Raw genomic sequence first — 26,215 nt, 5'->3', positions numbered from 1 at the left:
GGAAGGAGGGAAGACCTGTGCAGGAACATCCAGATCAAATGAAGCTTGAGGACGAGCCGTTTTTAAAAGGGACGGTTCAAGCTGTTATTTTCCATAATGAAAGTAATTTATACTCGGTGTTAAAGGTGAAAGTCATTGAAACATCTGAAAACTTAGAGGAAAAAACAGCATCTGTCACAGGCTACTTCCCAGCACTTCATGAAGACGAAACCTACACCTTTTACGGCAAAGTCACAAGCCATCCGAAATTTGGTGAACAGTTTCAGGCGACTCATTTTCAAAAGGAAGTGCCGACAACAAAGCAAGGGATTATTCATTATCTCTCAAGTGACTTATTCGAAGGGATAGGGAAAAAGACAGCGGAAGACATTGTGGGGCAGCTCGGCAATCAGACGCTTCATAAAATTATGCGTGACCCGTCAGTTTTGTATGACGTTCCGCGCCTATCAAAAAAGAAAGCAGATAAGCTGGCTGCAGCGCTTCAGGAGCATCAAGGGCTGGAACAAATTATGATCAGCCTGAATCAATATGGCTTTGGCCCGCAGCTCAGTATGAAGATTTATCAAGTGTACGAGAGTGAAACCTTGCAAAAGATCGAGGAAAATCCCTATCAGCTCGTCAAAGATGTAGAGGGGATCGGATTTATTAAAGCAGATGAGCTCGGTGCTAGAACAGGGATATCAGGAAATGACCCAGAGCGAATCCGTGCAGCCTTGCTATATACAGTCGAGACAGCGAGCCTTCAGGACGGTCATACGTACATACAAACAAAAGATCTGATCGTTGAAACCCGTAAGCTGCTCAATCAAACAAGCAATGAGTACAAAGTGACTGAAATGGACGTTGCCAATCAGATTTTGGCACTTGGCGAAGGGAAAGAGATGATCATTGAAGATGACCGCTGTTATCATCCGTCCTTATTTTATGCGGAGCGAAGTGTCGCCAAACGCATTCAAAAAATCGTCTCCCAAACGGAATATGCAGATCAATTTCCTGAATCAGAATTCCTTCTTGCACTTGGTGAGCTGGAGGAAAGGCTAGGCGTGCAGTATGCTCCGACACAAAAGGAAGCGATTCAAAAGGCGCTCATGTCCCCGATGCTGCTTTTAACAGGCGGGCCTGGGACAGGGAAAACAACCGTCATTAAAGGAATTGTCGAGCTCTATAGCGATCTTCACGGTGTATCTCTTGATCCGAGTGATTATAAAAAAGATGAATCCTTTCCATTTGTGCTTGCGGCGCCAACTGGACGGGCGGCTAAACGGATGACAGAATCAACAGGGCTTCCAGCTGTGACCATTCATCGCCTGCTAGGCTGGAATGGATCAGAGGGCTTCTCACATGATGAGGAACAGCCGATTGAAGGAAAGCTTGTCATCATTGATGAATCGAGTATGCTAGATATTTGGCTTGCGAATCATTTGTTTAAAGCGATCCCTGATCACATTCAAGTCATTATGGTAGGAGATGAACATCAGCTTCCGTCTGTCGGACCGGGCCAAGTCTTAAGAGACTTACTTGCGTCACATGCTGTACCAGCTGTTACGTTAACTGATATTTACCGGCAGGCAGATGGTTCTACCATTGTTGAACTTGCACACGATATGAAAAATGGCGTCCTGCCAAAAGATATCACTGCACGCTCGAAGGATCGGTCCTTCATTCAATGTTCAGCTGATCAAATGAAAGAAGTCATTGAAAAAGTTGTCAGCAATGCTGCTCAAAAAGGCTATTCAGCAAAAGATATTCAGGTGCTGGCGCCCATGTATAAAGGAAAAGCAGGCATCAATGAGCTCAATAAAATGCTTCAGCACATTTTGAATCCTAAAAAGCCAAAAGGCAGAGAAATCCCGTTTGGTGATGTGGTGTACCGGACGGGAGATAAGGTGCTGCAGCTTGTGAATCAGCCGGAAAACAACATTTTTAACGGTGACATTGGTGAAATTGTCTCGATTTTTTATGCGAAAGAAAACACAGAAAAAGAAGACATGGCTGTGATTTCCTTTGATGGGAACGAAATCACCTTTACGAAAAAAGATTTTCATCAATTTACCCATGCCTATTGCTGCTCCATTCACAAATCACAAGGCAGTGAATTTCCCATCGTTGTGCTGCCAGTCGTAAGAAGCTATTACCGAATGCTTCGCCGAAATTTGCTGTACACAGCCATTACACGAAGCAAAAAGTTTTTAATTCTGTGCGGCGAAGAATCAGCACTGGAGTGGGGCGTGAAAAATAATGAGGATTCCCTCAGACAAACGTCCTTAACGAGGCGCCTTGTTCAAACCGAAGAGGTCATGGATGCGGAGCTTGCAGCGCTCCAAAAAGAGCTTCCGTTTAGCGTACATGACGCAAATATTGGCATGGAGGGAATCACTCCGTTTGATTTTATGCAAGAGTAAATGGCTTCCTTCATGGAAGCCATTTCTTCGTATGAGTCATGAAACAAACGCACACGATAAGACTGTTCCGCAAAAGGTGGTTGAGCACATTTTGAGAACATGTCGAGAGCTTGAAGGAATGTCGATCTATACAGGTGAGCAGTCTCATTCACTTGGTGCCATCAAAGATATTTGCTTATTAGCCGGCGGCAGCTGCGGGGGATATGTGTTAGATGGGAAAAAGAAAGACTGTGCACTCATTCCATTCTCAGCTGGCGATAAGCTGACAGACAAAGGTCTATATGTGAGCTGCCAGGAGGGAGTAGGAATAGATTCCTCTGTCCCATCCTTATTATTTTCGAAATTGAAAAAGAAAATGATGCAATCACCTGAGGGTGAAAATTTAGGCATATTGGAAGATGTATACTTTTGCGCAAATTCGGGCACAATCGTAGCATATGAACTCTCGGACGGCTTCTTTACAGAGCTATCAGGGATTCGAAAACAGCTGCATGCTGCCGGAACCTTGATGAACGTTCAAAAGGAAGCACTTGTTCTAAACCGAACGTAAAGAGGTGCTGATTATGCTCATTTGCCCAAATTGCAAATGTAAAGACATCGGAAAAATTGGGGTCAATCAATATTATTGCTGGGGCTGTTTTATTGAATTGACGCTGTCAAAAGGTAAAATATCTACACACCAAGTGGAGGAAGACGGTACACTAAGCAGTTTAGATGATCTGTTTAGTGATGATGAACGTTCAATTCAACTATAAGTGTTAAGGGGGAATTTCGAATGGGCAAAATGACTTCTTCACTATTAACGCTTGGTGCAGGTGCACTAGCATATCACTTTGCGAGTCGATATGATATGCCATCGAAGCGGGATATGAAAAAGCTAAGAAAACGTGTTATGCGTATGCTTTAAACAAAAGGGACATCCACCATGAGCGGATGTCCTTTTTTATGCCTGTTTGTATTCTAAACGGCGTGCAAGTAAGGATAAGCTGAAATTGACGACAAAATACATCATCGCCGCTAATAGGAAAATTGGCAGTAAGTACGATTGACTCTGACCGTTTAAAATTTGTGCGTGATGCAATAATTCTGGAAGAGCAATGACAACGGCAAGCGATGTATCCTTTAAAAGTGAAATAAATTGACTCACAATCGGCGGTACCATTCGGCGTAAAGCCTGCGGCATAATAATTATTTTTAACGTTTGGATATAGGTTAAACCAGAAGACCTGGCAGCTTCGACCTGACCTTTATCAATTGATTTTAGACCGCTCCGAATAATTTCTGACAGCATGGCTGATTCAAACACGGTTAAAGCTGCTATGGCAGAGGCTGTAATGCTTAGTTTGATGCCGATTTCAGGCAGTGCAAAATACGTAAAAAAGATGATCAGCAAAAGCGGCAGGTTCCGAATGGTTTCTACGATGACCGCAAGCACCTTTGATAAAACCGGAATTTGAGCGAACCGCAATGTGCCAATGACTAATCCAATGAGAAAGCTCAAAATGATGGAGATAAAAGCCACTTTTAAGGTGACAGCAAATCCTTCAAGTAAAAAGGCGAGATGATCAGGCTGGTAGGCACCTATAAAATCCATTATGTTTCCTCCTTTCTAGTGGCTTCTTGCTAATCTTTTTTCTAAATAACCAACGCCTAAACTGAGCGGAATCGTTAATAGCAGATAGAACATGGCAACAAAGATGTAGACATCAAATGTCACAAATGTTCTAGAAGCGATCAGGTCTCCTTGATACATGAGATCAAACCCTGCAATGACACCTAGAATAGAGGAGTTTTTGACAAGGTTAATAAATTGATTCCCAAGAGGGGGGACGACAATTTTAATCGCTTGCGGAAGAATAATATATCGCATCGTCCCGCCGTATGAAAGACCAGAAGCCCGTGCTGCTTCCATTTGCCCAAGCGGTACAGCTTGTATACCTGCTCGAATGGCTTCAGCAATAAATGCAGAAGTATAAATGGAAAGAGCTATGGTTCCAGCTGTGAAGCCATCTGCCACAATACCAAGCACAGGTAAACCAAAGAAGAAAACAAATGTGATTAATAATAACGGAATATTCCGAATAAATTCCACGTAAGCCGTTCCTAACCAGTTGAGCGGCTTCAGTGGAGCAATTCTCATAATGGCAATGAGTGTACCGATCAAAAAGCTTCCAATCAAAGCAATGACACTTGCGCTAATGGTATATTTAAACCCTTCTAAATAAAGATTGAAGTTTTCAGTTAAAATTGAAAACCGCAGCAATCAGTTCACTTCCTTCCTGGTCAACAGGGGAGCCAATGAGCGGCTCACCTGTGGGCATTGATCTTGACTTAGTCAAACGATTATTCTTTGATCCATTTTTTATGAATCTTGTCATACTCTCCATTGTCTTTTAAAGTCTTTAACGCTTTGTTAATGGCATCTGTCAATTCTTGATCCCCTTTTTTCACAGCAATGCCATAAGGCTCATCTGTAAAGGTGCCGCCGACGACTTCGTAATTTGAATCCTCGTCTGCCATACCAAATAAGATGGCATTATCTGTTGTAAGCACTTGCCCTTGGTTTGATTTTAGTGCTGTAAAGGCTTCCTGATAGTTTTCAAATTCTAAAACAGATGCTTCAGGTGCTTTCTCGCGGATGTTTTGAGACGAAGTAGAGCCTTTCACTGCAAGCACCTTCGTCCCTTTTTTCAAATCATCAATTGATTGAATGCCGCTTCCTTTTTTCACAAGCAGTGATTGTCCTGCTTCAAAGTACACATCTGAGAAATTGACTTCTTTTTTGCGCTCTTCTGTAATGGTCATGGTAGCAACAATTGCATGGATATCACCTTTTTGCAGCAAAGGGATTCTTGTTTTAGATGTTACTTCTTTGAATTCTGCTTTTCCTTCATCGCCCAGCATTTCCTTTGCGATGGCTTTTGCAATATCAATATCAAATCCTTCGATGTCTCCGCTGCTAGGATTTTTTAGACCAAAAAGACGTGTGTCATTTTTTACGCCAAAAATGATTTTTTTGTCTTTCTTAATGGCTTCTAATGAACTTCCTTGCTTCGCATCAGTCGAGCCTTTTTCAGTAGAACCACAAGCAGCCAGAGCGGCCATACAGCAAGTCATAAAAAGTAATAGACCAAAACGTTTCAATTTTTTCATCAAACCATTCCCCCTAGTGATTTAAAATACGGCTTAAAAATAACTGAGCACGTTTCTCACGCGGTTTTTCATAAAATGCAGCGGGTGTTGATTCTTCAAGGATTCTGCCTTCATCAATAAAGACAATGCGGTCAGCCACTTCCCGGGCAAACCCCATCTCGTGCGTAACGACAACCATGGTCATTCCTTCTTGGGCCAGCTGTTTCATCACATCTAGTACCTCACCGATCATCTCTGGATCAAGAGCGGATGTTGGTTCATCGAAAAGCATGACCTCAGGTTTCATAGCGAGTCCCCTTGCAATGGCAACACGCTGCTGCTGTCCCCCGGAGAGTCTTGAAGGATAGGTGTCTGCTTTTTCAGGAATGCCGACTTTATTTAAATAAAATTCAGCTGTTTCCTTTGCTTCTTCCTTGCTCACTTTTTTGACCTTCATTGGCGCAAGCATAATGTTTTCAAGCACTGTCTTATGCGGATAAAGATGAAAGTGCTGAAACACCATCCCGATATTTTGCCTGACAAGATTGATGTTGGTCTTCGGATGCTGGACAGACACTTGGTTGACGAGTACTTTTCCCTCATCAATGCTTTCGAGACGATTGATGCACCTGAGCATAGTGCTTTTACCAGACCCTGAAGGACCGATGATCACAACAACCTCACCTTTTTGAATATGTAGGTTCATGTCCTTAAGTACATGGAACTGGCCATAATGCTTGTTGACTTCTTCGAATGTGATCATGAAGAACCTCCTCTTGTGTTTATTTGGCTAAAGTGGATACTAGCATACCTTGTGTGAAAAGAAGTAAAAAATGGAATGTTTTCTGACGAGATTTTACAGCAAACAGTGACGTTGGATGGAGCTGTATGTTTCATGTATATTCATTTTTAACAAAGTTAGGACAAATTTTATTTACATGGATAATTGCAGAAGATGGTTAAACAATAAGAAAAGAGGTGAAAAAGGTGAAGAAACGTCCGATCCAATTTCTAATATATGCTGCAGGTGTACTGCTTGTCCTTGCATCCTTACTCATTTTGGTTCAGCTCGACGAATTGTGGATGCCCATTTTTTTATTACTAAAAGCGGTTCTTATTCCGCTGCTCATCGCCATTTTTATTTCTTATCTGCTTTATCCTATTATCGAAAGACTGCACGGGCAAGGCTGGCCTAGAACAGTCAGTCTCTTATTGATTTATGTGCTGTTTTTTGGCGGGATTGGTTTTGCGGTTTACAAAGGGGCGCCTGTCATGATTACGCAGTTAAATGAGCTGTCAGAACAAATCCCTGTGCTTGCCGAAACCTATAATGGCGCTTTATCTCATATTCATCGTCATACAAGCCATTGGCCTGACGGGCTTCACGATCGGCTGGATCGTTTGATTGTTCAATCGGAAACATATGCAGCAAATGGGGCAGAGCGGATGATTCTTAGCTGTAAAGTATTATTGGATTACGCATTAGTCGCAGCGCTTATTCCTTTTCTTGTCTTTTATATGGTGAAAGATATGAATACAATGAAGCGGGCTGCATGGTATTTAACGCCATCGAGATTCCGAAAGAGAGGCCACGCTTTTGTGAAAGCGGTGGACGACTCGCTTGGTAATTATATTAGAGGACAATTGCTTGTCTGTTCTTTAATTGGGGGGGCAGCAGCCATTGTTCTCTGGCTGTTTCATATTCCGTATCCGCTTGTCCTTGGCATGCTGATTGGGGCAACGAATGTGATTCCGTACTTTGGTCCGATTATTGGGGCGATTCCTGCTGTCTTTATTGCTTTTACCATTTCGGTGAAGTCGGTGATGATTGTGCTGATCACAGTGGCTGTTTTGCAATTTTTGGAAAGTAATATACTCAGTCCGATCATCGTTGGGAGAAGTCTCCATATGCATCCTGTCGTTATTATGCTTGTTTTGCTCGCAGGAGGAGAGTTGTTTGGTTTAATTGGGATGATTTTAGCCGTACCAACTGCCGCTATTATCAGGGTCATGATTGTGCAATATATCCTGATGAGACGAAGCGTTCATTGACAAGACGAGCCGAGTTGTCTATAATAATTTCGATTCATACATATTGAATTCAATGATGGACCCGAGTACGTTAAAAAGCTGTTGCAGAGAGAGGCTTTATTTTGCTGAGAAAAGCCTTATCAGACCTTTAACGGAAGCTAGTCCTGAGTGCAGATAAACACTGCCGCTCTCTTCCGGCGTTATCGGATGTGAAGGTGATAGACGAATATGTCTATAATCAGGGTGGTACCGCGAGAACATCTCGTCCCTGTGTAAGTAGTTTTATGCTTGCATAGGGCGGGATGTTTTTCGTTTGTGTGGAGATTGATGAAATGAAAAGGGAGGATTTTTAAATGAAAACTTTAACTTCTGCTCAAGTACGTCAAATGTTTTTAGACTTTTTTAAAGAAAAAGGACATGCTGTAGAACCGAGTGCGTCCCTCGTACCGCACGATGATCCAACACTTTTATGGATTAACAGCGGGGTTGCGACATTAAAAAAATACTTTGATGGCCGCGTGGTTCCTGACAATCCGCGTATTTGTAACGCGCAAAAATCTATTCGTACGAATGATATCGAGAATGTTGGGAAAACAGCCCGACATCATACGTTCTTTGAAATGCTTGGCAACTTTTCTATTGGTGACTATTTTAAAGAAGAGGCCATTGATTGGGCTTGGGAATTCTTAACGAGTGACGAGTGGATTGGCTTTGATCCGAATCTGTTATCTGTCACTGTACATCCAGAGGACGAAGAAGCGTATATTCTTTGGAGAGATAAAATTGGTGTACCTGAAGAACGTATTATTCGCCTTGAAGGCAACTTCTGGGATATTGGCGAGGGGCCGAGTGGGCCGAATACAGAAATTTTCTATGACCGCGGCGAAGCATATGGTCACGACTTGAACGATCCAGAATTATATCCAGGCGGGGAAAATGAGCGTTATCTAGAAGTATGGAATCTTGTGTTCTCTGAATTCAACCATAATCCAGATGGTACATACACACCACTGCCGAAGAAAAACATTGATACAGGGATGGGTCTTGAACGAATGGTATCTGTCATTCAAAACGTACCGACGAACTTTGATACAGATCTATTCATGCCGATTATTCGTGCTGTAGAAACCATCTCTGGAGAAAGCTATGGGGAGACGAAGGAAAAGGATACAGCATTTAAAGTTATTGCTGACCACATCCGGACTGTTGCCTTTGCCGTAAGTGACGGAGCGCTTCCTTCCAATGAAGGCCGCGGATATGTGTTAAGACGTTTGCTGCGCCGTGCCGTGCGTTATGCAAAAACGATCCATATTCACCGTCCATTTATGTATGATCTAGTGCCAGTTGTTGCTGAGATTATGAAGGATTTCTATCCAGATGTACAAGCAAAAGAAGAATTTATTGCGAAAGTAATCAAAAACGAGGAAGAACGTTTCCATGAAACACTGAATGAAGGGCTAGCCATTTTGTCAGAAGTGATCAAAAAAGAAAGAGACAATGGCAGCTCACAGATTTCAGGCGAAGATGTATTTAAGCTGTATGACACGTACGGATTCCCTGTCGAGCTGACAGAAGAATATGCAGAAGACGAGAACATGACAGTCGATCGAGAAGGCTTCCAGACGGAGATGGAGAAGCAGCGTGAACGTGCAAGAAATGCGAGACAGGATGTCGGCAGTATGCAGGTTCAAGGCGGGGCTCTAGGTGATATTAAAGTAGAGAGTACCTTCGTTGGATACGAAAATTTAACTGCGGCATCCCGCATTGTCGAATTGCTTCAAAATGGTGAAATTGTCGCGGAAGCACATGAAGGAGAAACGGTGCAAATCTTATTAGATGAAACACCTTTCTATGCTGAAAGTGGTGGACAAGTAGCCGATAAAGGGACATTAAAAAGCGCAGAAGCCATCATTGAAATCAAAGATGTGAAAAAGGCGCCAAATGGTCAGCATGTCCATGAAGGAGTGGTCGTAAGCGGTACGGCTCAAAAAGGACTTGAAGTGACTGCTGAAGTGGAATCAGCTCTGCGAAAAGGCATTGTGAAAAACCATACAGCGACGCATCTCTTGCATCAGGCGCTAAAAGATGTATTAGGCAGCCACGTCAACCAAGCAGGCTCGCTGGTGAACGAAAACAGACTTCGCTTTGATTTCTCTCATTTTGGACAAGTGACAAAAGAAGAATTGTCACAGATTGAAAAAATCGTCAACGAAAAGATTTGGGAAGGCATTTCTGTTGCGATTGACCTAAAACCGATCGCTGAAGCAAAAGAAATGGGCGCAATGGCGCTGTTTGGTGAGAAATATGGCGATATTGTCCGCGTTGTCCAGGTAGGCGATTACAGCATCGAGCTATGCGGCGGCTGTCACGTTCAAAATACTGCGGAAATCGGTTTGTTTAAAATTGCGTCTGAATCGGGTATTGGTGCTGGAACACGCCGTATTGAGGCTGTGACTGGTAAAGGTGCCTACGAAGAATTAAATGACCAGCTGGCCATTTTAGAGCAGGCAGCTAGTGAGCTTAAGTCAAATACGAAAGATGTACCAAAACGCATCGCTTCATTGCAGGCAGATTTAAAAGAGGTTCAAAGAGAAAACGAATCTCTTCTTGCGAAACTAAGTCAGGCCGAAGCAGGCTCTATTTTAGAAAAAGTCAAAGACATTGGCGGAGTGAAAGTGTTAACAGAAAAAGTAAACGCCAAAGACATGAACCATTTAAGAACAATGGTAGATGATTTAAAAGCCAAATTAGGGTCAGCTGTCATTGTGCTCGGAGCCGTTCAAAATGGAAAAGTAAACATTTCAGCAGGAGTGACAAAAGACGTTATCGAAAAAGGTCTTCATGCAGGGAAGCTTGTCAAGCAGGTAGCTGAAATCTGCGGCGGAGGCGGAGGCGGACGTCCAGACATGGCGCAAGCAGGCGGGAAACAACCAGAAAAACTTGAAGAAGCACTGGCAATTGTCGAAGAATCTGTCAAATCCGTTTTATAATCAGGCAATGTAGTGTAGAATAATGGTATTAGATGAGCGGTTAGAAAAAAGCTTGCTAGTAGAATGTTGGAAGAGAGGTGCAAGAAGCAGTGAGTTCATTTGATAAGACAATGAAGTTTAACTTCTCTGATGATTCAGCTGAAACCAATGTGAATGAAGTGCTCATTACAGTCTATGATGCACTCCAAGAAAAAGGATATAACCCGATCAATCAAATTGTCGGATACTTGCTGTCAGGCGACCCTGCATATATTCCAAGACATCAGGATGCACGCAACCTAATTCGTAAACTAGAACGAGACGAATTAATTGAGGAATTGGTTAAATCGTACTTAGAGACACATAAAGAGGCGTAAAACATGAGAATTTTAGGCTTAGATTTAGGCACGAAAACCCTTGGTGTTGCGATCAGTGATGAAATGGGATGGACAGCGCAAGGGATTGAAACAATTAAAATTAATGAAGCAGGCGGAGACTTTGGTCTCAGCCGCCTGTCTGAGATCATTGCGCAATACGGAGCGGATAAAATCGTACTTGGCTTTCCAAAGAATATGAATGGTACGGTCGGTCCTAGAGGCGAAGCCAGCCAATCATTTGCGAAAGTGTTAGAAAACACGTACAATGTTCCTGTTGTGCTTTGGGACGAGCGTCTGTCGACAATGGCAGCGGAAAAAATGCTCATCTCTGCAGATGTGAGCAGACAAAAGCGTAAAAAAGTCATTGATAAAATGGCGGCTGTCATGATCCTTCAAGGGTACTTAGACAGCTTAAATTAAAATGAGGTGAATCAAATGGAACACGGAGAAAAGCAAATTACAATCGTTGATGATAATGGAAATGAACAGCTTTGCGAAGTACTATTTACTTTTGAAAGCGACCATTTTAACAAGTCATATGTCCTTTACTACCCAATTTCTGAGCAGGACAACGAAGAAATCGAAATTCATGCATCAAGCTTCACACCGAACGAAGACGGTGAAGATGGCGAGCTAAAGCCAATTGAAACAGATGAAGAGTGGGACATGATCGAAGAAACGTTAAATACGTTCTTAGATCAAGAAGACGAAGAATAGAACAAACAAAAGGCCTGTGAATATGATCTTAAGTGATCTTTTTTCACAGGTTTTTTTTACGCCTGATATGTTAACTTGAATAAATTTTAGGTTGACATAAATCACTCGAGCTTTTACTCTATTTTTATCAAGGAATCGAGTGAGGGGCATGAATGTTGAAAATTCAAGATATGATGCAAATGGCGTTAATGACAGCAGTCGTCGGGATGTTAGGGTTGATCCCGCCGATATTACTTACGTTTACACCAGTACCAATCACATTGCAAACTGCAGGTCTTTTGCTTGCTGGGGGGCTGTTAAAGCCAAAACAAGCGCTGATCAGTTTACTTCTTTTTCTCCTGATTGTGGCAGCAGGCGCACCTCTTTTATCTGGAGGAAGAGGCGGGATTGGGGTCTTTTTTGGACCAAGCGGTGGTTTTTTACTGGCTTATCCAGTGGCTGCCTTTATGATCAGCCTGTGGCTGAACCGGCTGAAAAAAGTGACCGCTCTGCGTCTTTTTATGATCTATGCGGTATGCAGTATCGGGATTCTGTATGTATGCGGCATTCCTTTTCAAGCCATGATGATGCATATAAAGGTCACACAGGCAGCTCTGCTCAGTTTGATCTATATCCCAGGTGATCTCATCAAAGCTGGAATGTGTGCCGTCTTCACGATGAAAATCATCCAAGCAATGTCATATCGAAAAAGGGACATACATAAAGGGAGGCGAGCGGTTTGATTAGAATAACTGAAAGCTATGCAGCACATGCAAAAATGAAGCCAGATCATATCGCCATCATAGATGAACAAGAGAGCATCACTTATCAAGATTGGCATGAGCGTGTGCAGACATCAGCACAGTGGCTAAATGAAACGGCTCATCAGCAAAAAAGAGTCGCTTTTTTAGTATCAAATGGTGCTTCTTTTCTACAAATATTTGCTGGAGCGGCTTGCGCAGGGTGGACAGCCGTTCCTCTTGATCCGAGATGGAGTCATGAAGAATGTGTAGAAAAGCTCTTGTTAAGTGAAGCAGATCTCGTCATTATTGAGGATCGATATATGAGAAGATTTGAAAAGATCAAGGTAGACATGCTTGTTCTTTCTTTATCTGAATGGAAAGAAAGAATGAGCCTTATCACACACGTTCAATCTAACAAACACGATACCGAGGAAGATCCTGCCTTTTATATGGGGTTTACTTCAGGATCAACGGGTTCACCCAAAGCCTTTATGAGGCGTCAGCATTCATGGATCGAGAGCTTTCGAATGACGGCCTCTGAATTTGGGATCACTCATCAAGATCATGTTCTCATTTTAGGCACACTTTTATCCTCTCATTTTTTATATGGTGCCATCAGTACACTATACTTTGGCGGCACGGTGACGCTATTACAAAAATTCACGCCAGAGAAAGGAAAGGCTGCCTTAGAAAGGGGAGACATCACTGCTGTTTATACGGTCCCTACCATGACAGAATCATTACTGCAAATTGATGCTTTCGGAGACACTCCGCTTCTCGTCATATCCTCTGGGGCGGATTGGGGAATCTCTTCAAAAAAACAACTAGTAACCAACGATCCACATGTCACATTTTTTGATTTTTATGGAACATCAGAGTTGAGTTTTGTCTCCTATTTATCTTCAAATGATTTTCTGCAAAAACCTACTTCTGTTGGACGGCCTTTCTCTACGATTCAAGTTGAAGTGAGACGAGCAGATCAAACCGTCTGTCAGCCAAATGAAACAGGGAGAATTTATGTGAAAAGCCCGATGTCTTTTTCAGGTTACTTACACGAGGAAAAACAGCCAGAGGAGTGGCTGACGGTCTATGATATGGGGTGGCTGGACGAAGATGGGTATTTGTATATGAGCGGCCGTGAGAATGGCATGATCGTCTATGGAGGACTGAATATTTTTCCAGAGGAAATTGAGCGTGTGCTAAATGAACAGCCAGAGGTGAAACGGTCGATCGTAATAGGCCTTCCTGATCCATATTGGGGTGAAATCCCTGTTGCCATTATTGAACAAGTACAGCAGACAAAGAGCATTAGGCAAGCTGCCAAAGAAAAACTGGCGGCTTATAAGATACCAAAAAAATGGCTTGTCATTGACCAAATGATCGAAACATCCGGCGGGAAAATCGCTCGTGCCAGCATGAAAAAGTGGGCGGAGGATCAATTGTCATGCAAGCAGTCATAGTGGAAGCAAAACGAACACCCTTCGGTGACAAAAACGGGATGCTGAAGGATTATCGCCCAGAGCATTTAGCGGCGCCCCTTATTCAGCATTTGTCTCAGCTGAGGAAGCCAGATGACGTGATTTTAGGTAATGTGGTAGGGGGTGGCGGAAACATTGCTCGCCTGTCCTCATTAGAAGCAGGGCTTTCTCGACACATTCCCGGCATGACCATTGACAGGCAGTGTGCCTCTGGTCTTGAAGCGATTAGAACGGCTTGTGTCATGGTTCTATCGGGGGAGGGATCAATGTATATTGCTGGCGGGACTGAGAGCATTTCCAGATCACCGATGAAAGAAAGAGCCCGCTTTTCGCCGGATTGGATAGGAGATCCGCATATGGGAGAAGCAGCAGAGCTGACCGCATCAAGATTTTCTGTCACGAGAAGAGAACAAGATCACTATGCGCTTTTAAGCTGGGAAAGAAGTATAGAGGCATTCAAACAGGGAACGTATTCAGAAGAAATTGTTCCGATTGACGGGCTGAGCACAGATGAAGCGGCCGCTAAAATAAGACCGATCGCAAGGCTGATTAAGCGGGCAAAGCCTGTCTTTTTATCAGAAGGAACTGTGACTGTAACCAATAGCTGCAAGGAAGCCGACGGCGCAGCCGCAGTCGTTGTGATGGAAAGAGCGGAAGCAGAGGCCAAAGGCTTAAAGCCTAAGTTACGGTATGTCGGAAGTGCTGTGACGGCGATGCATCCGCATTTTCCTGCTGCTTCACCCATTGATGCGATCAAGAAACTCTTACATAGGGAACAGATGAAGATAGAAGACGTGGCGCTGTTTGAAATCAATGAAGCGTTTGCGCTGAAAGTGGCGCTGATTGCTCGGACGCTAGGAATACCTTATGACCGGATCAACAGAAGAGGCGGTGCACTTTGTCTTGGGCATCCGTACAGCGCATCGGGAGCTGCTATGATGGTGAGGTTATTTTACGAAGCTCACGCCTTACCGAAAGGAAGCTATGTCATGGCTGCCATTGGCAGTGGCGGTGGTGTTGGTTTAGCCGTATTATGTCAAGTTCTGTCATGAGATGCATGGGCAAGTAATTGCCGAACTCCGTCGAATCATGTACTATAAAGGCTAGATGTGAGGAGGGCCATGCATGTTTTCAGAACAAAAGAAACGACCATTCTTTAAAAGAAAAAAGGGGATCGTCCTGTTATCTGTACTTGCTGTAATCATCATTGCAGCATTATCAGGCTTTTTATATGTTAAATCAGCACTCGGACCGGTCGATCAAAAAAGCAAACAAACAATTAATATTCATATTCCAAATGGGACTTCTGTCCGTGCGATTGCGGGCATCCTAAAAGAAAATGGGCTTATTTCGAATGACACCATTTTCACTTACTATGCAAAATACAAAAAAGCTTCCGGCTTTAAAGCAGGATACTTTCATTTAAAACAAACAATGGACGCGGGCCAGCTCATTCAAAAGCTGACATCTGGCGGCACAGATTACGCCTTTCAGCTTGTGATTCCTGAAGGAAAACAGCTGTCTGATATTGCAACGATCATTGCCAACCAGACGAATTTTTCAGCGAAGGAAGTTGAAGCGAAGCTGGATGATCCAGCTTTTATTCAAAAGTTAATGAAAAAATATCCGAAAACGGTGACATCACAGGTTGATGGAAAACAGGTCAAACATCCGTTAGAGGGATATTTATTCCCTGCTACGTATCCATTTTATCGTGAGGATGAATCACTCGAAACAATCATTGATACAATGATTAAACACACGGATCAATATGTGAAAACATATGAAAAAGACATGAAAAAGAGAAACATGTCCATACACGATGTGTTAACAATGGCATCACTGATTGAAATGGAAGCAACGGAAAAGACGGATCGGTCAAAAATTTCAAGTGTGTTTTATAACCGGTTGAAAAAGGACATGCCGCTCCAAACAGACCCAACAGTTCTTTATGCACTTGGTGAGCATAAATCCCGTGTCTATTACAAAGACTTAAAGGTGAAATCTCCGTATAATACGTATATCAACAAAGGGCTGCCACCTGGTCCAATTGCAAATGCTGGTGAATCTTCATGGAAAGCAGCACTGCATCCAGAGAAAACGGATTTTGTTTACTTCCTTGCGAAGAAAAATGGAGAAGTCGTCTTTACGAAAACGTTAAATGAGCACAATAAAGCGAAAGCGAAATACATCACAGGCAGCAATTAACGCACATGTGAAACGGAAAAGACTGTAGACAATAGCCAGATTGCCTGCAGTTTTTTTCGTTGAAATATCCATTTTATAGGTTCGCAATTACCACTTCTTTGTGGTAAAATATATCGGGTTGTTTTTACTTAGATGAACGAAAGATTGATTGACGAGAAAGAGAGCTGCAATAGGCAGGACTCTTCTTTTTCAGGTCATGAAGGAGCTAGACATATAATGACTATCGAAGATGATCAAATAAATGATTATATTGAACATTTAATTCAACCAAGTCCTGATGCAATCGCTCAATTAGAGATATATGCAAAAGAGCATCATGTGCCAATCATGGAAAAGGTGAGCATCGAACTTTTACTTCAGCTGCTTTCTATGAAAAAGCCGAAGAAAATTCTTGAGGTTGGGACAGCAATTGGCTATTCGGCGATTAGAATGGCGACAGCTCTCCCAGATGCTGAGATTTACACGATTGAGCGGAATGCGAAACGCTATGAAGAAGCGACACGGAACATTGAGGAATTAAAATTAAAAGAAAGAATACACGTGTTCTTTGGTGATGCCATGGAATCGGCTAAAACAGTCCAAACGATGGCGCCCTATGATGTGATCTTCATTGATGCCGCAAAAGGGCAGTATAAACGCTTTTTTGAGCTGTTTGAACCGATGCTGGCTCATGACGGAATGATTATTACAGACAATGTATTATTCAAAGGCTTAGTCGCGACAAATTATGAAGAAGAAATTGAAGATAAACGAAAAAAACAATTAATTGGAAAAATTGATCGATACAATCAATGGCTGATGTCAAATCCTGACTTCCAAACATGTATCATTCCAGTTGGAGATGGGATCGCCATTAGTACAAAAAGAGGTGACCAATCATGAAAAAACCAGAATTGCTTGTGACGCCAAGCAAAGTGTCAGACGTACTGCCATTAATCGAGGCGGGAGCTGACGCATTTTTAATAGGCGAACAGACATACGGCATTCGCCTTGCAGGCGAGTTTTCAAGAGAAGATGTGAAACAAACGGTTCAGCTTGCACATGCACATCACAAAAAAGTGTATGTGGCCATGAATGCGATTTTTCATAATGACCGTGTTCAGCTGCTTGGAGATTATTTAACCTTTCTCGATGCATTAAACGTGGATGGTGTCGTCTTTGGAGACCCAGCAGTGATCATGGCCGCAAAGGAAACAGGGGTCAGCCTGAATCTTCACTGGAGTACAGAAACGACTGGGACAAACTATTACACTTGTAACTACTGGGGCAGAAAAGGTGCAACGCGTGCTGTTCTTGCCAAAGAGCTGAATATGGACAGTGTGATCGACATCAAAGAAAATGCTGAGGTGGAGATCGAAATTCAAGTCCATGGCATGACATGTATGTTCCAATCGAAACGTACGCTCATCGGCAACTACTTTGAATACCAGGGCAAACAAATGGACGTGGAAGGCAGTCATATGGGGGAAGGACTATTCCTTCATGACCAAGAGCGTCAAAACAAATACCCTATTTTCGAGGATGCAAACGGCACTCATATTATGAGTCCAAATGATGTGTGTATGATTGATGAATTAGAGGAGTTTGTCGACGCAGGTGTTGACTCTTTTAAAATTGACGGAATTTTAAAGTCACTTTCTTATATGACAGAGGTGACGTCTCTATATAGAAAAGCAATTGATTTGCTAACGACTGACAAAGAGGCTTATGAAGATCAGAAAGATGATTGGGTGAAGCAGATTGAAGACATTCAGCCAGTCAATCGTTCGATTGATACAGGATTCTTCTTTAAAGAAACGGTTTATTAACATAAGAGGAGGCAGAGGAAATGGCACTTTTAAAGGATGGTATTTCTGAAATGATTGATGGAAAACGTGTCATTACAAAAAAACCAGAACTGCTTGCACCAGCAGGGAACCTGGAAAAGCTGAAAATTGCTGTACATTACGGAGCAGACGCCGTCTTTATTGGCGGGAAAGAGTTTGGACTTCGCTCAAATGCAGATAACTTTTCAATTGAAGAAATGGCAGAAGGCGTCGCATTTGCAAACAAATACGGCGCACGGATTTATGTGACAACAAATATCTTTGCCCACAATGAAAACATGGACGGGCTAGAGGAATACCTTCAAGGGATTGAAGGCGCTGGTGTAGCGGGAATAATTGTGGCTGATCCGCTGATCATTGAAACATGTAAACGTGTGGCGCCAAAGCTGGAAGTTCACTTAAGCACGCAGCAATCTCTTTCAAATTGGAAAGCTGTTCAGTTTTGGAAGGAAGAAGGGCTTGAGCGTGTGGTGCTTGCACGTGAAACAAGTGCGCTAGAAATTAGAGAAATGAAAGAAAAGGTCGATATAGAAATCGAAACGTTCATTCACGGCGCGATGTGTATTGCTTACTCTGGCCGCTGCGTGCTCAGTAACCATATGACCGCGAGAGATTCTAACCGCGGAGGCTGCTGTCAGTCTTGTCGCTGGGATTATGATCTTTATAAACTAGAAGGTTCTGAGGAAGCACCATTATTCGGTGAAGAAGATGCACCATTTGCGATGAGTCCAAAAGACTTAAAGCTTGTCGAATCCATTCCTCAAATGATCGAAATGGGGATTGACAGCTTAAAGATCGAAGGACGGATGAAATCGATTCATTATGTGGCGACTGTCGTGAGTGTGTATCGTAAAGTCATCGATGCCTATTGTGCAGATCCAGATCATTTTGTCATTCAGCAGGAATGGTTAGATGAATTAGATAAATGTGCAAACCGTGACACAGCGCCAGCCTTTTTCGAAGGCGTACCGGGAACGGATGAACAAATGTTTGGCATTCATGGAAAGAAAACGACATTTGATTTCGCTGGTCTCGTTCTTCATTATGATGAAAAAGAACATATCGTGACATTGCAACAGCGTAACTTCTTTAAAGCAGGCGATGAAGTCGAATTCTTCGGACCAGAAATTGAGAATTTCACATTCAAAATTGAGACGATTTGGGATGAAAAAGGAAATGAGCTAGATGCCGCTCGTCATCCGCTGCAAATTGTGAAATTTAAGCTTGATCAAAAAGTATACCCTAGCAACATGATGAGAAAGGGGAAATAACAGGCCCATGAGGAGAAAACCAGTTGTGATCGGAATTGCTGGCGGCTCGGGTTCAGGTAAAACGAGCGTCACCAATTCCATCTATGAAAAATTTAAAGGACATTCCATCCTCATGCTTCAACAAGATTTATATTACAAAAATCAAAGTCATATGCCATTTGAAGAGCGCCTGCTCACGAACTATGATCATCCGCTTGCATTCGACAATGATCTCATGTTTGAGCACTTGGAACAGCTGCTAAGATACGAATCCATTGAAAAACCAATTTATGATTTTAAACTAAATACACGTTCAGAAGAGACGGTACATGTTGAACCAAAGGATGTCATCATCGTTGAAGGCATCTTTGCACTAGAAGATGAACGTCTTAGAGAATTAATGGATATTAAACTGTATGTCGATACTGATGCAGATCTACGCATCATTCGCCGTATTTTACGTGATACGAAGGAAAGAGGCCGTTCTATCGATTCCGTGATCGAACAATATGTATCTGTTGTCAGACCGATGCATAATCAATTCATTGAACCGACAAAGCGTTACGCCGATATCATCATCCCAGAAGGCGGTCAAAACCATGTGGCGATTGATCTCATGGTGACAAAAATTCAAACGATTCTTCAAAACCGCGGAGAATAAATGGTGAAGAGGCCTTTACAATGTAAAGGTCTTTTCAGCATCATGATCACAAAAAGAGAGTTAAAACCAATATTTCACTTATTTCTAGTGGTAGATGATATTTGAGCATTTTGAGAAGTAAAACATTGAATGAAAGATTTGATATGATAGGAAAACAATGAAGAAAAGCAGAAGTGGAAAAATCACCATCATATAGTGAAAGAATGAAGTTGTAAAAGTATATTGAAAAAATGACAAACAAATCATCACAAATTTTCAAACAATTCTTGATCAAAATGCAATTTTGTAATAATATAGCATAGACATATCGTACACTGACCATATTATGTATTGAAAGATGAAGAATGGATAAGCTATTCTTCTACATATGATCGAAATGGCCGAACGAGGTACAGGAGCTTCCTGTGCCTTTCCACAGTTTGTGCGATGAAGATAAATTATCTTTAAACCGCGAGTGGTCCTGCCAAAATAAAAGGCATAATAGTTGCATCTAAAAGGGACGCCATGTAAGATGGACTTTTACGAATATGGGACAGAAAGAATGAGGGCCTGCACATGTCCTCATTCTTGTATATTTCAGTCGTCACTCACGTGCAGAAAGCTTGTATGATGAGGATTAATAGAAGGAGTGAATGATTCATGGCACACGAGAAAGTATTTCCAATGACAGAAGAAGGAAAGCGTAAATTAGAAGAAGAGCTTGAACATTTGAAAACGGTTAAACGTAAAGAGGTTGTAGAGCGTATTAAAATCGCTAGAAGCTTCGGAGACCTCTCTGAAAACTCGGAATATGATTCTGCTAAAGAAGAGCAAGCGTTTGTAGAAGGTCGTATCACAACGCTTGATAATATGATTCGTAATGCCAAAATTATCGAGGATGAGGGGAACTCAAATGTTGTCTCACTTGGTAAAACGGTGACATTCGTTGAATTACCGGACGGAGAAGAAGAATCTTATACGATTGTTGGAAGTGCAGAAGCTGATCCGTTTGAAGGAAAGATTTCAAACGACTCACCAATTGCAAAAAGCCTATTAGGCAAACAAGTAGATGACAAAGTAACCGTTCAAACACCTGGCGGAGAAATGTTCGTCCAAATTGTAAAAATTTCATAATCACGTTTATACGATAAACACCTCGTCCACAATAGGGACGAGGTGTTTTTATGCGCAAAAAAAGAAGAATTCAATGGACAGGTGCCATTATTTTTATGCTGCTGCTCGGTCTTCTTATCAGACTGGCAGAAATTCAGCTGTTTTTCACAGAATCTTTTTCAAAGCTTGATATCAATTTAATACAAGAAAGTGTCAGACAGCGAACAGAAGAAGTGGTCATTTCAGACGGACGCGGCGAATTTTTAGATCGGAATGGCCAAGCACTTCTCACAAAAGAACAGCCAGCGATCATCTTATTTCCTTTTTTGCAATATGATCTTCCTCACTTAAAGCAAACCGCCTCTATTCTTGAAATGGAAGAAGACGAACTCAAAAAACAGCTAACAGAAACCAAAAAACCTCTTATTCTAAAAGAGGACATGACGAAAAAAAAGCTGAAAGACATCAATGATATGAAATATTCAGGTGTTTACGGCGTATATATGAAAGAGAAGGACAAAAAAAGACTTGCCCTCCACACATTAGGTTTCACAAGCGAGAATCCAGAATTACTGAGAAAGCGTTATCCTGATAAAAAAGGGCTTTCCATCCGAACAGAAATTGGCACATTTGGGCTGGAAAGTACCTTTGACGAATTTCTATTACCCGAGCAAGACACAAAATTGTTATATCATGTGGACGGAAGGGGAAACCCTTTGTTTGGGATGGACGTCAAATATACAGCAGAAGCTCATTCGTTTTATCCACTTCAGGTTCAGACAACAATGGATGAAGACATGCAAGCCGAAATGGAGAAGGTTCTCAAAGAACAAGGCGTTGAAAAAGGCGGAGCTGTTCTGCTCGATATTCAAAACAGCAGTGTGCTGGCCATGGCGAGTGCTCCGAATGTCACAAGCAAAAACCGGCATGAAGCAAGAAATTACATGCTGACAGCCATTGCACCAGGCTCTGTATTTAAAACCGCTGTGCTTGCCGCAGCGATCGAAAAAAACCTCGACCAGCCACAAACCATGTATGACTGTCGAAAGAATTTATATGGAGAGCCAGAAGGAAAACAGGAAGTGCTGAATCTGTCTGAGAGCTTTGCGCAAAGCTGTAACTATACCTTTGCAACACTCGCCGGTCAGCTCATCCAAACAGATGATCAAATCATCGAAAAGACGGCTTCAAAGCTTGGACTTATTGATCGAGCTGGCTGGGAAGGGGAGGTATACCATAAGCAGCAATTCAAACAGTTTGATCGTGAAGAAACAGGCAGTGTGTGGGGAGATAAAAGAGACAAGCATGTCAAAAAAGCCATTGCGCAAACAGCGATAGGTCAAAAAAATGTCAAAACGACTCCGTTGCAAATCGCCAATATGATGGCAACGATCGCAAGAGGCGGAGAACGAAAAGAAGTGAGAATTGCAGATAAAGTGCTGTATCAAAACGGAACAACGATGCTATCCTTTCAAAACAAACGATCTGAAGGAGACAGCATTGACCGCTATACAGCTCAAAAGTTGCAAAAGTACTTAAGGCAGGTGGTGACGTCTGACAAAGGAACAGGAAGAAGGTTTCAAGATTTGCCATTCGATATGGCGGGGAAATCAGGCACTGCTCAAACCGGCAGTAAAGACAAAAAGGGGAATCCCCTTTATCATAAGTGGTTTGCTGGATACTTTCCGGTGGAAAAACCAAAATACGCCCTTGTCGTTGTTCACCTTGACGAGACAAGTGGACGGGCTAAGACAAATGATGCGTTTTATGATATTGTAAAAAAGGTCAATGAAATTGAAAAGAAACAGACATAGAACATCCCTTCATGTCATGTTAGAATAGTAACGACTTAGGGAACAGAGGCAAAGGAGTGCAGAGATTTTGAGTAGAAATTCTCGATTTGAACATCGTGATAAGCGCAGAAAGGCGAATATGGTGCTTAACATATTAATTGGTATTGTTGTAGTGCTTATTTTGGTTGTCGCATCGAGTTTGTTAATTTTTAATAAACCGAAAGATCCAGATGTAGCGGATGCACCATCTAAAACGGCGCCTGCATCGAGTGAAAATAAACAAAACTCAGAAGAAGATGTGAAAGATCAAAAGAAAGATACATCCGATGATTCAGATGCAAAAAAAGATGACTCATCCGATCAAGACGACGATACAAAGAAAACGGATGATGAAAACGAGCCGAGCAAAGATGCGTTAAAAGACGCCAAAGAAACAGACGGCGGTAAAACGAGTGACGTAGACAAAACATACGAAAACGATGACTGGGAGCCTGTAGGAACAGAGCAATCCGGTTCACATACAGCGACCTATGATTCTAAATCAAAAGACTGGAAAGAAATGATCAAAGCCATGTCCTATGCGACAGGAATTTCAGAGGATCAAATGACTGTTCTTTGGTTAGGAAATAACGGAGGACCTCAAGATGCAAAGGGAACCATCCGTGATAAATCAACAGGTGAGCGCTACCGCGTGGAAATTACGTGGGTGGATGAAAAAGGCTGGAAACCTGTGAAGGTTGAAAAATTAAAATAAACATGAAAAAAGATAGCAGACATGCTATCTCAGATTGTTGACAAAGGGCTAAAATGATCTTTATTTTTAGCCTTTTGTCTTCTTTTTTATTTAGACATTCGCTTTAAAATGAACAACCGCTGTATACAAAATCCGGTCATCGATCACAGTTGTTTGATGACTCACTGAATGAACGGTTAGCAGGATCGCCTGATTATGTTCAATTTGTTTTTGGATCTTTTGTTCAAGCTCTTTTAAAGACGCTGCCTCAAAAAATTCAATTTTGTCCTTTAAAAAATCCAGTTGAAAATCCATTTCATTCACCCCTCCATGCTCTTCATTCATCTTAATCTCTCTCTTTCAAAAGGGCAAATATTTTTCTACCCCTCCCTGTATTTTTTAGTAGGAAAGAAACAGAAGTTGTGGTAGGATAGGAACTGTTCGACGGAATAAAACATACTATACACATAGGAATAAATAGATAAAGTGGAGGGGAAGAAAATGGGACGTGAGTTTCTTTCTTTATTTGATCATTGGGCTGAGTCTTATGACGACACTGTAAGTGGTCATGACGAGCAGTATGAAGAAGTGTTCCGCCGGTATCCGGCCATTCTAAATGAGATTGCTCGACGTTCGGGTCAATATGTCCTTGAGTTTGGAAGCGGCACGGGTAATCTAACGACGGTGCTGCTTGCAGCAGATAAGAACGTGTTTGGCGTTGAACCATCAGACGCCATGAAGAAAGCGGCTCTTCAAAAAGGAGTACCAAATGTGTTTCATGATGGGGACTTTTTATCGTTTCCAGCGCCACCATTTGAGCCCGATACGATCGTCAGCTCATATGCTTTCCACCATTTAACGGACGAAGAAAAAAAACAAGCCATTCACACCTATGGCAACTTCCTTCACTCAGGTGGTAAAATAGTCTTTGCTGATACAATGTTTCAAAATCAAGCAGCACATCAAGCTGAAATCGACAAAGCCAAAGCTGCTGGATTCGACCAGCTTGCAGAGGATTTAGAAACGGAATACTATCCATCCATTGATGTGTTAAAGCAAATCTTCGAAGAAGAAGGTTTTAGCACATCCTTTCATCAAATGAATGATTTTGTTTGGATCGTAGAGGCGAAGAAAAGGGAATGAAAGGATGTTTTTGATTTGAAAATCGCAGTAATAGGTGCAATGGAAGAAGAAGTCACGATTTTAAGAGATCAACTAAAGAATGCAGCACAAGAAAACATCGCTGGGTGTGAATTTACAACAGGTGTTTATGAAGATAAAGAAGTGATTTTATTAAAATCAGGAATTGGAAAAGTGAATGCGGCGGTCAGCACAACACTGCTGCTTGACCGCTTTCAGCCAGATTATGTGATCAATACTGGATCTGCTGGCGGTTTCCATCACTCATTAAATGTAGGTGATATTGTCATATCTACAGATGTCAGACATCATGATGTAGATGTCACAATCTTTGATTACGAATACGGACAAGTGCCAGGATTGCCAGCTGCTTTTGTCGCAGATGAAAAGCTTGTGAAACTGGCAGAGGAATCTGCTTTAGAGATCGATCATATTCAAGTGGCAAAAGGAACGATTGCAACAGGAGATTCGTTTATGAATGATCCGAATCGTGTAGCGTTTGTGAGAGAGAAGTTTCCAGAGCTATATGCGGTGGAAATGGAGGCAGCGGCCGTTGCACAAGTATGCCAGCTCTTTGGAACGCCATTTGTTGTCGTTCGTGCGCTATCGGATATTGCGGGGAAAGAATCCAATATCTCCTTTGATCAATTTCTTGAGCAAGCAGCGATTCACTCAACAGATCTTGTCCTGCGTATGATAAAGCAAACACAATAAAAGAAGGGGTTCCCCCTTCTTTTCCATGCAAAGGAAGGGAAACATATGGCTGTCATAAAGGATATTACAGAATTAATTGGTCACACACCACTTCTAAAGTTGTCAGGGATTGGGGTTCCGGCAGGTGTTGACGTGTATGCAAAGCTTGAAATGATGAATCCAGGTGGAAGTATTAAGGATCGTTTAGGCGACATGCTTATAAGAGAGGCGTTGGCATCTGGCAAATTGCGGCCAGGCGGAACTATTATTGAAGCAACTGCTGGAAATACAGGAATTGGGCTTGCCTTAAACGCAAGGAAGCATCAATTGCGCACCATTTTTTGTGTACCAGAACATTTTAGTCAAGAAAAACAACAGCTGATGAAGGCGCTTGGTGCAGACATTATTCATACACCAAGAAAAGAGGGCATGAAAGGTGCGATTAATCGAGCCCTTGAACTAGAGGCAAGCCTTGACAATGCCTATTGTGTTTTACAATTTAAAAACCAAGTAAATCCATTGACTTACTACAGAACGCTCGGACCAGAATTATGGTCTGACTTACAAGGGAACATCGATGTTTTCGTGGCAGGAGCAGGATCTGGAGGGACTTTTCAAGGATGTGCCGCCTATTTAAAAGAGCAACATCAGGCGTTAAAAACGGTTATTGTTGAGCCAGAAGGATCCATTTTAAATGGCGGAAAGCCAGGTCCCCATAGAACGGAAGGAATTGGCCTTGAATTTATTCCAGATTATATGGAATCGTCTTTATTTGATGAGATTTACACCGTCAGTGACGATGATGCGTTCCGAATGGTAAAGGAAGCCGCTGAAAAAGAAGGCATTCTGCTAGGAAGCTCTTCTGGCGCCGCGTTATTTGCCGCTTTAGAAGAAGCCAAAAAGGCAGCACCTGGCACAGTCATTGTCACCATTTTTCCTGACAGCAGTGAGCGGTATTTAAGTAAAGGAATTTATGAGGGAGGAAAATAGA

28 protein-coding genes and 1 other annotated feature are annotated in these 26,215 nt (G+C 42.2%); of the genes, 23 read left to right on the top strand and 5 right to left on the bottom strand.

Going from position 1 to position 26,215, the window contains the following annotated elements; translation table 11 throughout:
- Positions 1 to 17: 17 nt before the first annotated feature.
- From recD2 to NPA43_RS11995, 4 genes are all read left to right on the top strand, one after another.
- Positions 18 to 2,402 carry an SF1B family DNA helicase RecD2 gene (gene recD2 / locus NPA43_RS12010; protein ID WP_099727752.1) on the top strand — a complete coding sequence of 795 codons (2,385 nt, stop codon included), beginning with the start codon at positions 18 to 20 and terminating at the stop codon, positions 2,400 to 2,402.
- Positions 2,403 to 2,493: 91 nt separating this feature from the next.
- Positions 2,494 to 2,952, top strand: a complete 459-nt coding sequence (locus NPA43_RS12005; RefSeq protein WP_230030506.1) for a PRC-barrel domain-containing protein — start codon at positions 2,494 to 2,496, stop codon at positions 2,950 to 2,952.
- 13 nt (positions 2,953 to 2,965) lie between these two features.
- On the top strand, positions 2,966 to 3,157 hold the full coding sequence (locus tag NPA43_RS12000) for a hypothetical protein (protein WP_003216308.1): 192 nt from the start codon (positions 2,966 to 2,968) through the stop codon (positions 3,155 to 3,157).
- 20 nt (positions 3,158 to 3,177) lie between these two features.
- Positions 3,178 to 3,309, top strand: coding sequence for a YrzQ family protein (locus NPA43_RS11995; protein ID WP_078061693.1), 132 nt, complete (start codon positions 3,178 to 3,180; stop codon positions 3,307 to 3,309).
- Between the two features lie 36 nt (positions 3,310 to 3,345).
- Here NPA43_RS11995 and NPA43_RS11990 read toward each other — a convergent pair whose 3' ends face one another.
- From NPA43_RS11990 to NPA43_RS11975, 4 genes are all read right to left on the bottom strand, one after another.
- Complete coding sequence (locus NPA43_RS11990; protein ID WP_099727751.1) at positions 3,346 to 3,996, bottom strand: amino acid ABC transporter permease; 651 nt, start codon at positions 3,994 to 3,996, stop codon at positions 3,346 to 3,348.
- 15 nt (positions 3,997 to 4,011) lie between these two features.
- On the bottom strand, positions 4,012 to 4,665 hold the full coding sequence (locus tag NPA43_RS11985; protein WP_099727750.1) for an amino acid ABC transporter permease: 654 nt from the start codon (positions 4,663 to 4,665) through the stop codon (positions 4,012 to 4,014).
- An 80-nt stretch (positions 4,666 to 4,745) separates the two neighbouring features.
- Positions 4,746 to 5,555, bottom strand: coding sequence for a transporter substrate-binding domain-containing protein (locus tag NPA43_RS11980; protein ID WP_283775112.1), 810 nt, complete (start codon positions 5,553 to 5,555; stop codon positions 4,746 to 4,748).
- 13 nt (positions 5,556 to 5,568) lie between these two features.
- Positions 5,569 to 6,297: an amino acid ABC transporter ATP-binding protein gene (locus NPA43_RS11975; RefSeq protein WP_099727748.1), complete on the bottom strand. Its 729-nt coding sequence runs from the start codon at positions 6,295 to 6,297 to the stop codon at positions 5,569 to 5,571.
- Between the two features lie 224 nt (positions 6,298 to 6,521).
- Here NPA43_RS11975 and NPA43_RS11970 point away from each other — a divergent pair, with 224 nt between their 5' ends.
- The 16 genes from NPA43_RS11970 (at position 6,522) to NPA43_RS11895 (ending at position 23,412) form a co-directional block, all read left to right on the top strand.
- On the top strand, positions 6,522 to 7,586 hold the full coding sequence (locus NPA43_RS11970) for an AI-2E family transporter (protein ID WP_099727747.1): 1,065 nt from the start codon (positions 6,522 to 6,524) through the stop codon (positions 7,584 to 7,586).
- A gap of 43 nt (positions 7,587 to 7,629) precedes the next feature.
- Positions 7,630 to 7,838 (top strand) — a binding site (T-box leader).
- A gap of 80 nt (positions 7,839 to 7,918) precedes the next feature.
- Positions 7,919 to 10,555 carry an alanine--tRNA ligase gene (gene alaS, locus NPA43_RS11965; protein ID WP_099727746.1) on the top strand — a complete coding sequence of 879 codons (2,637 nt, stop codon included), beginning with the start codon at positions 7,919 to 7,921 and terminating at the stop codon, positions 10,553 to 10,555.
- A gap of 89 nt (positions 10,556 to 10,644) precedes the next feature.
- Positions 10,645 to 10,911: an IreB family regulatory phosphoprotein gene (locus NPA43_RS11960; protein WP_024718370.1), complete on the top strand. Its 267-nt coding sequence runs from the start codon at positions 10,645 to 10,647 to the stop codon at positions 10,909 to 10,911.
- Positions 10,912 to 10,914: 3 nt separating this feature from the next.
- Entirely contained in the window at positions 10,915 to 11,331 is a 417-nt protein-coding gene (ruvX, locus tag NPA43_RS11955) for a Holliday junction resolvase RuvX (protein ID WP_099727745.1), read from the top strand.
- 15 nt (positions 11,332 to 11,346) lie between these two features.
- Positions 11,347 to 11,628, top strand: a complete 282-nt coding sequence (locus NPA43_RS11950; protein WP_099727744.1) for a DUF1292 domain-containing protein — start codon at positions 11,347 to 11,349, stop codon at positions 11,626 to 11,628.
- A 152-nt stretch (positions 11,629 to 11,780) separates the two neighbouring features.
- Complete coding sequence (locus NPA43_RS11945) at positions 11,781 to 12,350, top strand: biotin transporter BioY (protein WP_230030503.1); 570 nt, start codon at positions 11,781 to 11,783, stop codon at positions 12,348 to 12,350.
- Entirely contained in the window at positions 12,350 to 13,810 is a 1,461-nt protein-coding gene (locus NPA43_RS11940) for an acyl-CoA synthetase (protein ID WP_249705071.1), read from the top strand. Before NPA43_RS11945 ends, NPA43_RS11940 begins: the two co-directional genes overlap by 1 nt.
- Positions 13,795 to 14,880: an acetyl-CoA C-acyltransferase gene (locus NPA43_RS11935; protein WP_099727741.1), complete on the top strand. Its 1,086-nt coding sequence runs from the start codon at positions 13,795 to 13,797 to the stop codon at positions 14,878 to 14,880. The genes NPA43_RS11940 and NPA43_RS11935 overlap by 16 nt, the downstream gene beginning before the upstream one ends.
- Positions 14,881 to 14,953: 73 nt before the next feature.
- Positions 14,954 to 16,036 carry an endolytic transglycosylase MltG gene (gene mltG / locus NPA43_RS11930; RefSeq protein WP_099727740.1) on the top strand — a complete coding sequence of 361 codons (1,083 nt, stop codon included), beginning with the start codon at positions 14,954 to 14,956 and terminating at the stop codon, positions 16,034 to 16,036.
- Positions 16,037 to 16,252: 216 nt separating this feature from the next.
- Positions 16,253 to 16,918 (top strand): O-methyltransferase, encoded by a 666-nt coding sequence (locus NPA43_RS11925; RefSeq protein ID WP_099727739.1) that lies wholly within the window; start codon positions 16,253 to 16,255, stop codon positions 16,916 to 16,918.
- A complete protein-coding gene (locus NPA43_RS11920; RefSeq protein WP_099727738.1) occupies positions 16,915 to 17,844 on the top strand; it encodes a peptidase U32 family protein in 930 nt (309 codons plus the stop codon). The genes NPA43_RS11925 and NPA43_RS11920 overlap by 4 nt, the downstream gene beginning before the upstream one ends.
- A gap of 20 nt (positions 17,845 to 17,864) precedes the next feature.
- Positions 17,865 to 19,133, top strand: a complete 1,269-nt coding sequence (locus tag NPA43_RS11915; RefSeq protein ID WP_230030501.1) for a peptidase U32 family protein — start codon at positions 17,865 to 17,867, stop codon at positions 19,131 to 19,133.
- Between the two features lie 7 nt (positions 19,134 to 19,140).
- Positions 19,141 to 19,773, top strand: a complete 633-nt coding sequence (gene udk, locus NPA43_RS11910) for a uridine kinase (RefSeq protein ID WP_249705020.1) — start codon at positions 19,141 to 19,143, stop codon at positions 19,771 to 19,773.
- A 639-nt stretch (positions 19,774 to 20,412) separates the two neighbouring features.
- The gene (gene greA / locus NPA43_RS11905; RefSeq protein WP_099727735.1) at positions 20,413 to 20,886 is read left to right on the top strand and encodes a transcription elongation factor GreA; all 474 of its coding nucleotides are present in this window, start codon (positions 20,413 to 20,415) and stop codon (positions 20,884 to 20,886) included.
- Between the two features lie 50 nt (positions 20,887 to 20,936).
- Entirely contained in the window at positions 20,937 to 22,679 is a 1,743-nt protein-coding gene (locus NPA43_RS11900) for a peptidoglycan D,D-transpeptidase FtsI family protein (RefSeq protein ID WP_099727734.1), read from the top strand.
- 67 nt (positions 22,680 to 22,746) lie between these two features.
- Entirely contained in the window at positions 22,747 to 23,412 is a 666-nt protein-coding gene (locus tag NPA43_RS11895; RefSeq protein ID WP_099727733.1) for a YrrS family protein, read from the top strand.
- A 90-nt stretch (positions 23,413 to 23,502) separates the two neighbouring features.
- On the opposite strand, the gene NPA43_RS11890 is transcribed toward NPA43_RS11895, so the two are convergent.
- Positions 23,503 to 23,706, bottom strand: coding sequence for a YrzA family protein (locus NPA43_RS11890; protein ID WP_008358500.1), 204 nt, complete (start codon positions 23,704 to 23,706; stop codon positions 23,503 to 23,505).
- 186 nt (positions 23,707 to 23,892) lie between these two features.
- Here NPA43_RS11890 and NPA43_RS11885 point away from each other — a divergent pair, with 186 nt between their 5' ends.
- Genes NPA43_RS11885 through NPA43_RS11875 form a run of 3 tightly spaced genes read left to right on the top strand, consistent with a single transcriptional unit; the run spans position 23,893 to position 26,214 of the window.
- Positions 23,893 to 24,534: a class I SAM-dependent DNA methyltransferase gene (locus NPA43_RS11885; RefSeq protein ID WP_249705021.1), complete on the top strand. Its 642-nt coding sequence runs from the start codon at positions 23,893 to 23,895 to the stop codon at positions 24,532 to 24,534.
- Positions 24,535 to 24,549: 15 nt separating this feature from the next.
- Positions 24,550 to 25,245, top strand: coding sequence for a 5'-methylthioadenosine/S-adenosylhomocysteine nucleosidase (mtnN, locus tag NPA43_RS11880; protein WP_099727731.1), 696 nt, complete (start codon positions 24,550 to 24,552; stop codon positions 25,243 to 25,245).
- Positions 25,246 to 25,290: 45 nt separating this feature from the next.
- Positions 25,291 to 26,214: a PLP-dependent cysteine synthase family protein gene (locus NPA43_RS11875; RefSeq protein ID WP_249705022.1), complete on the top strand. Its 924-nt coding sequence runs from the start codon at positions 25,291 to 25,293 to the stop codon at positions 26,212 to 26,214.
- The last annotated feature ends 1 nt before the right edge of the window (position 26,215 follow it).

It is taken from the genome of Bacillus pumilus (assembly GCF_024498355.1).
Taxonomy (GTDB): Bacteria; Bacillota; Bacilli; order Bacillales; family Bacillaceae; genus Bacillus; species Bacillus pumilus_P.
This window is presented reverse-complemented; position numbering and strand designations above follow the sequence as displayed.

Excerpts from the sequence above, each read along its gene's own strand:
- NPA43_RS11890 (WP_008358500.1), bottom strand. The coding sequence starts at position 23,706 with ATGGATTTTCAACTGGATTTTTTAAAGGACAAAATTGAATTTTTTGAG.
- NPA43_RS11875 (WP_249705022.1), top strand. The coding sequence starts at position 25,291 with ATGGCTGTCATAAAGGATATTACAGAATTAATTGGTCACACACCACTT.
- udk (WP_249705020.1), top strand. The coding sequence starts at position 19,141 with ATGAGGAGAAAACCAGTTGTGATCGGAATTGCTGGCGGCTCGGGTTCA.
- NPA43_RS11925 (WP_099727739.1), top strand. The coding sequence starts at position 16,253 with ATGACTATCGAAGATGATCAAATAAATGATTATATTGAACATTTAATT.
- NPA43_RS11990 (WP_099727751.1), bottom strand. The coding sequence starts at position 3,996 with ATGGATTTTATAGGTGCCTACCAGCCTGATCATCTCGCCTTTTTACTT.
- NPA43_RS11935 (WP_099727741.1), top strand. The coding sequence starts at position 13,795 with ATGCAAGCAGTCATAGTGGAAGCAAAACGAACACCCTTCGGTGACAAA.
- mltG (WP_099727740.1), top strand. The coding sequence starts at position 14,954 with ATGTTTTCAGAACAAAAGAAACGACCATTCTTTAAAAGAAAAAAGGGG.
- NPA43_RS11950 (WP_099727744.1), top strand. The coding sequence starts at position 11,347 with ATGGAACACGGAGAAAAGCAAATTACAATCGTTGATGATAATGGAAAT.
- ruvX (WP_099727745.1), top strand. The coding sequence starts at position 10,915 with ATGAGAATTTTAGGCTTAGATTTAGGCACGAAAACCCTTGGTGTTGCG.
- NPA43_RS11915 (WP_230030501.1), top strand. The coding sequence starts at position 17,865 with ATGGCACTTTTAAAGGATGGTATTTCTGAAATGATTGATGGAAAACGT.
- alaS (WP_099727746.1), top strand. The coding sequence starts at position 7,919 with ATGAAAACTTTAACTTCTGCTCAAGTACGTCAAATGTTTTTAGACTTT.
- greA (WP_099727735.1), top strand. The coding sequence starts at position 20,413 with ATGGCACACGAGAAAGTATTTCCAATGACAGAAGAAGGAAAGCGTAAA.
- NPA43_RS11975 (WP_099727748.1), bottom strand. The coding sequence starts at position 6,297 with ATGATCACATTCGAAGAAGTCAACAAGCATTATGGCCAGTTCCATGTA.
- NPA43_RS11980 (WP_283775112.1), bottom strand. The coding sequence starts at position 5,555 with ATGAAAAAATTGAAACGTTTTGGTCTATTACTTTTTATGACTTGCTGT.
- NPA43_RS11900 (WP_099727734.1), top strand. The coding sequence starts at position 20,937 with ATGCGCAAAAAAAGAAGAATTCAATGGACAGGTGCCATTATTTTTATG.
- NPA43_RS11885 (WP_249705021.1), top strand. The coding sequence starts at position 23,893 with ATGGGACGTGAGTTTCTTTCTTTATTTGATCATTGGGCTGAGTCTTAT.
- NPA43_RS11945 (WP_230030503.1), top strand. The coding sequence starts at position 11,781 with ATGTTGAAAATTCAAGATATGATGCAAATGGCGTTAATGACAGCAGTC.
- NPA43_RS11920 (WP_099727738.1), top strand. The coding sequence starts at position 16,915 with ATGAAAAAACCAGAATTGCTTGTGACGCCAAGCAAAGTGTCAGACGTA.
- NPA43_RS12000 (WP_003216308.1), top strand. The coding sequence starts at position 2,966 with ATGCTCATTTGCCCAAATTGCAAATGTAAAGACATCGGAAAAATTGGG.
- NPA43_RS11995 (WP_078061693.1), top strand. The coding sequence starts at position 3,178 with ATGGGCAAAATGACTTCTTCACTATTAACGCTTGGTGCAGGTGCACTA.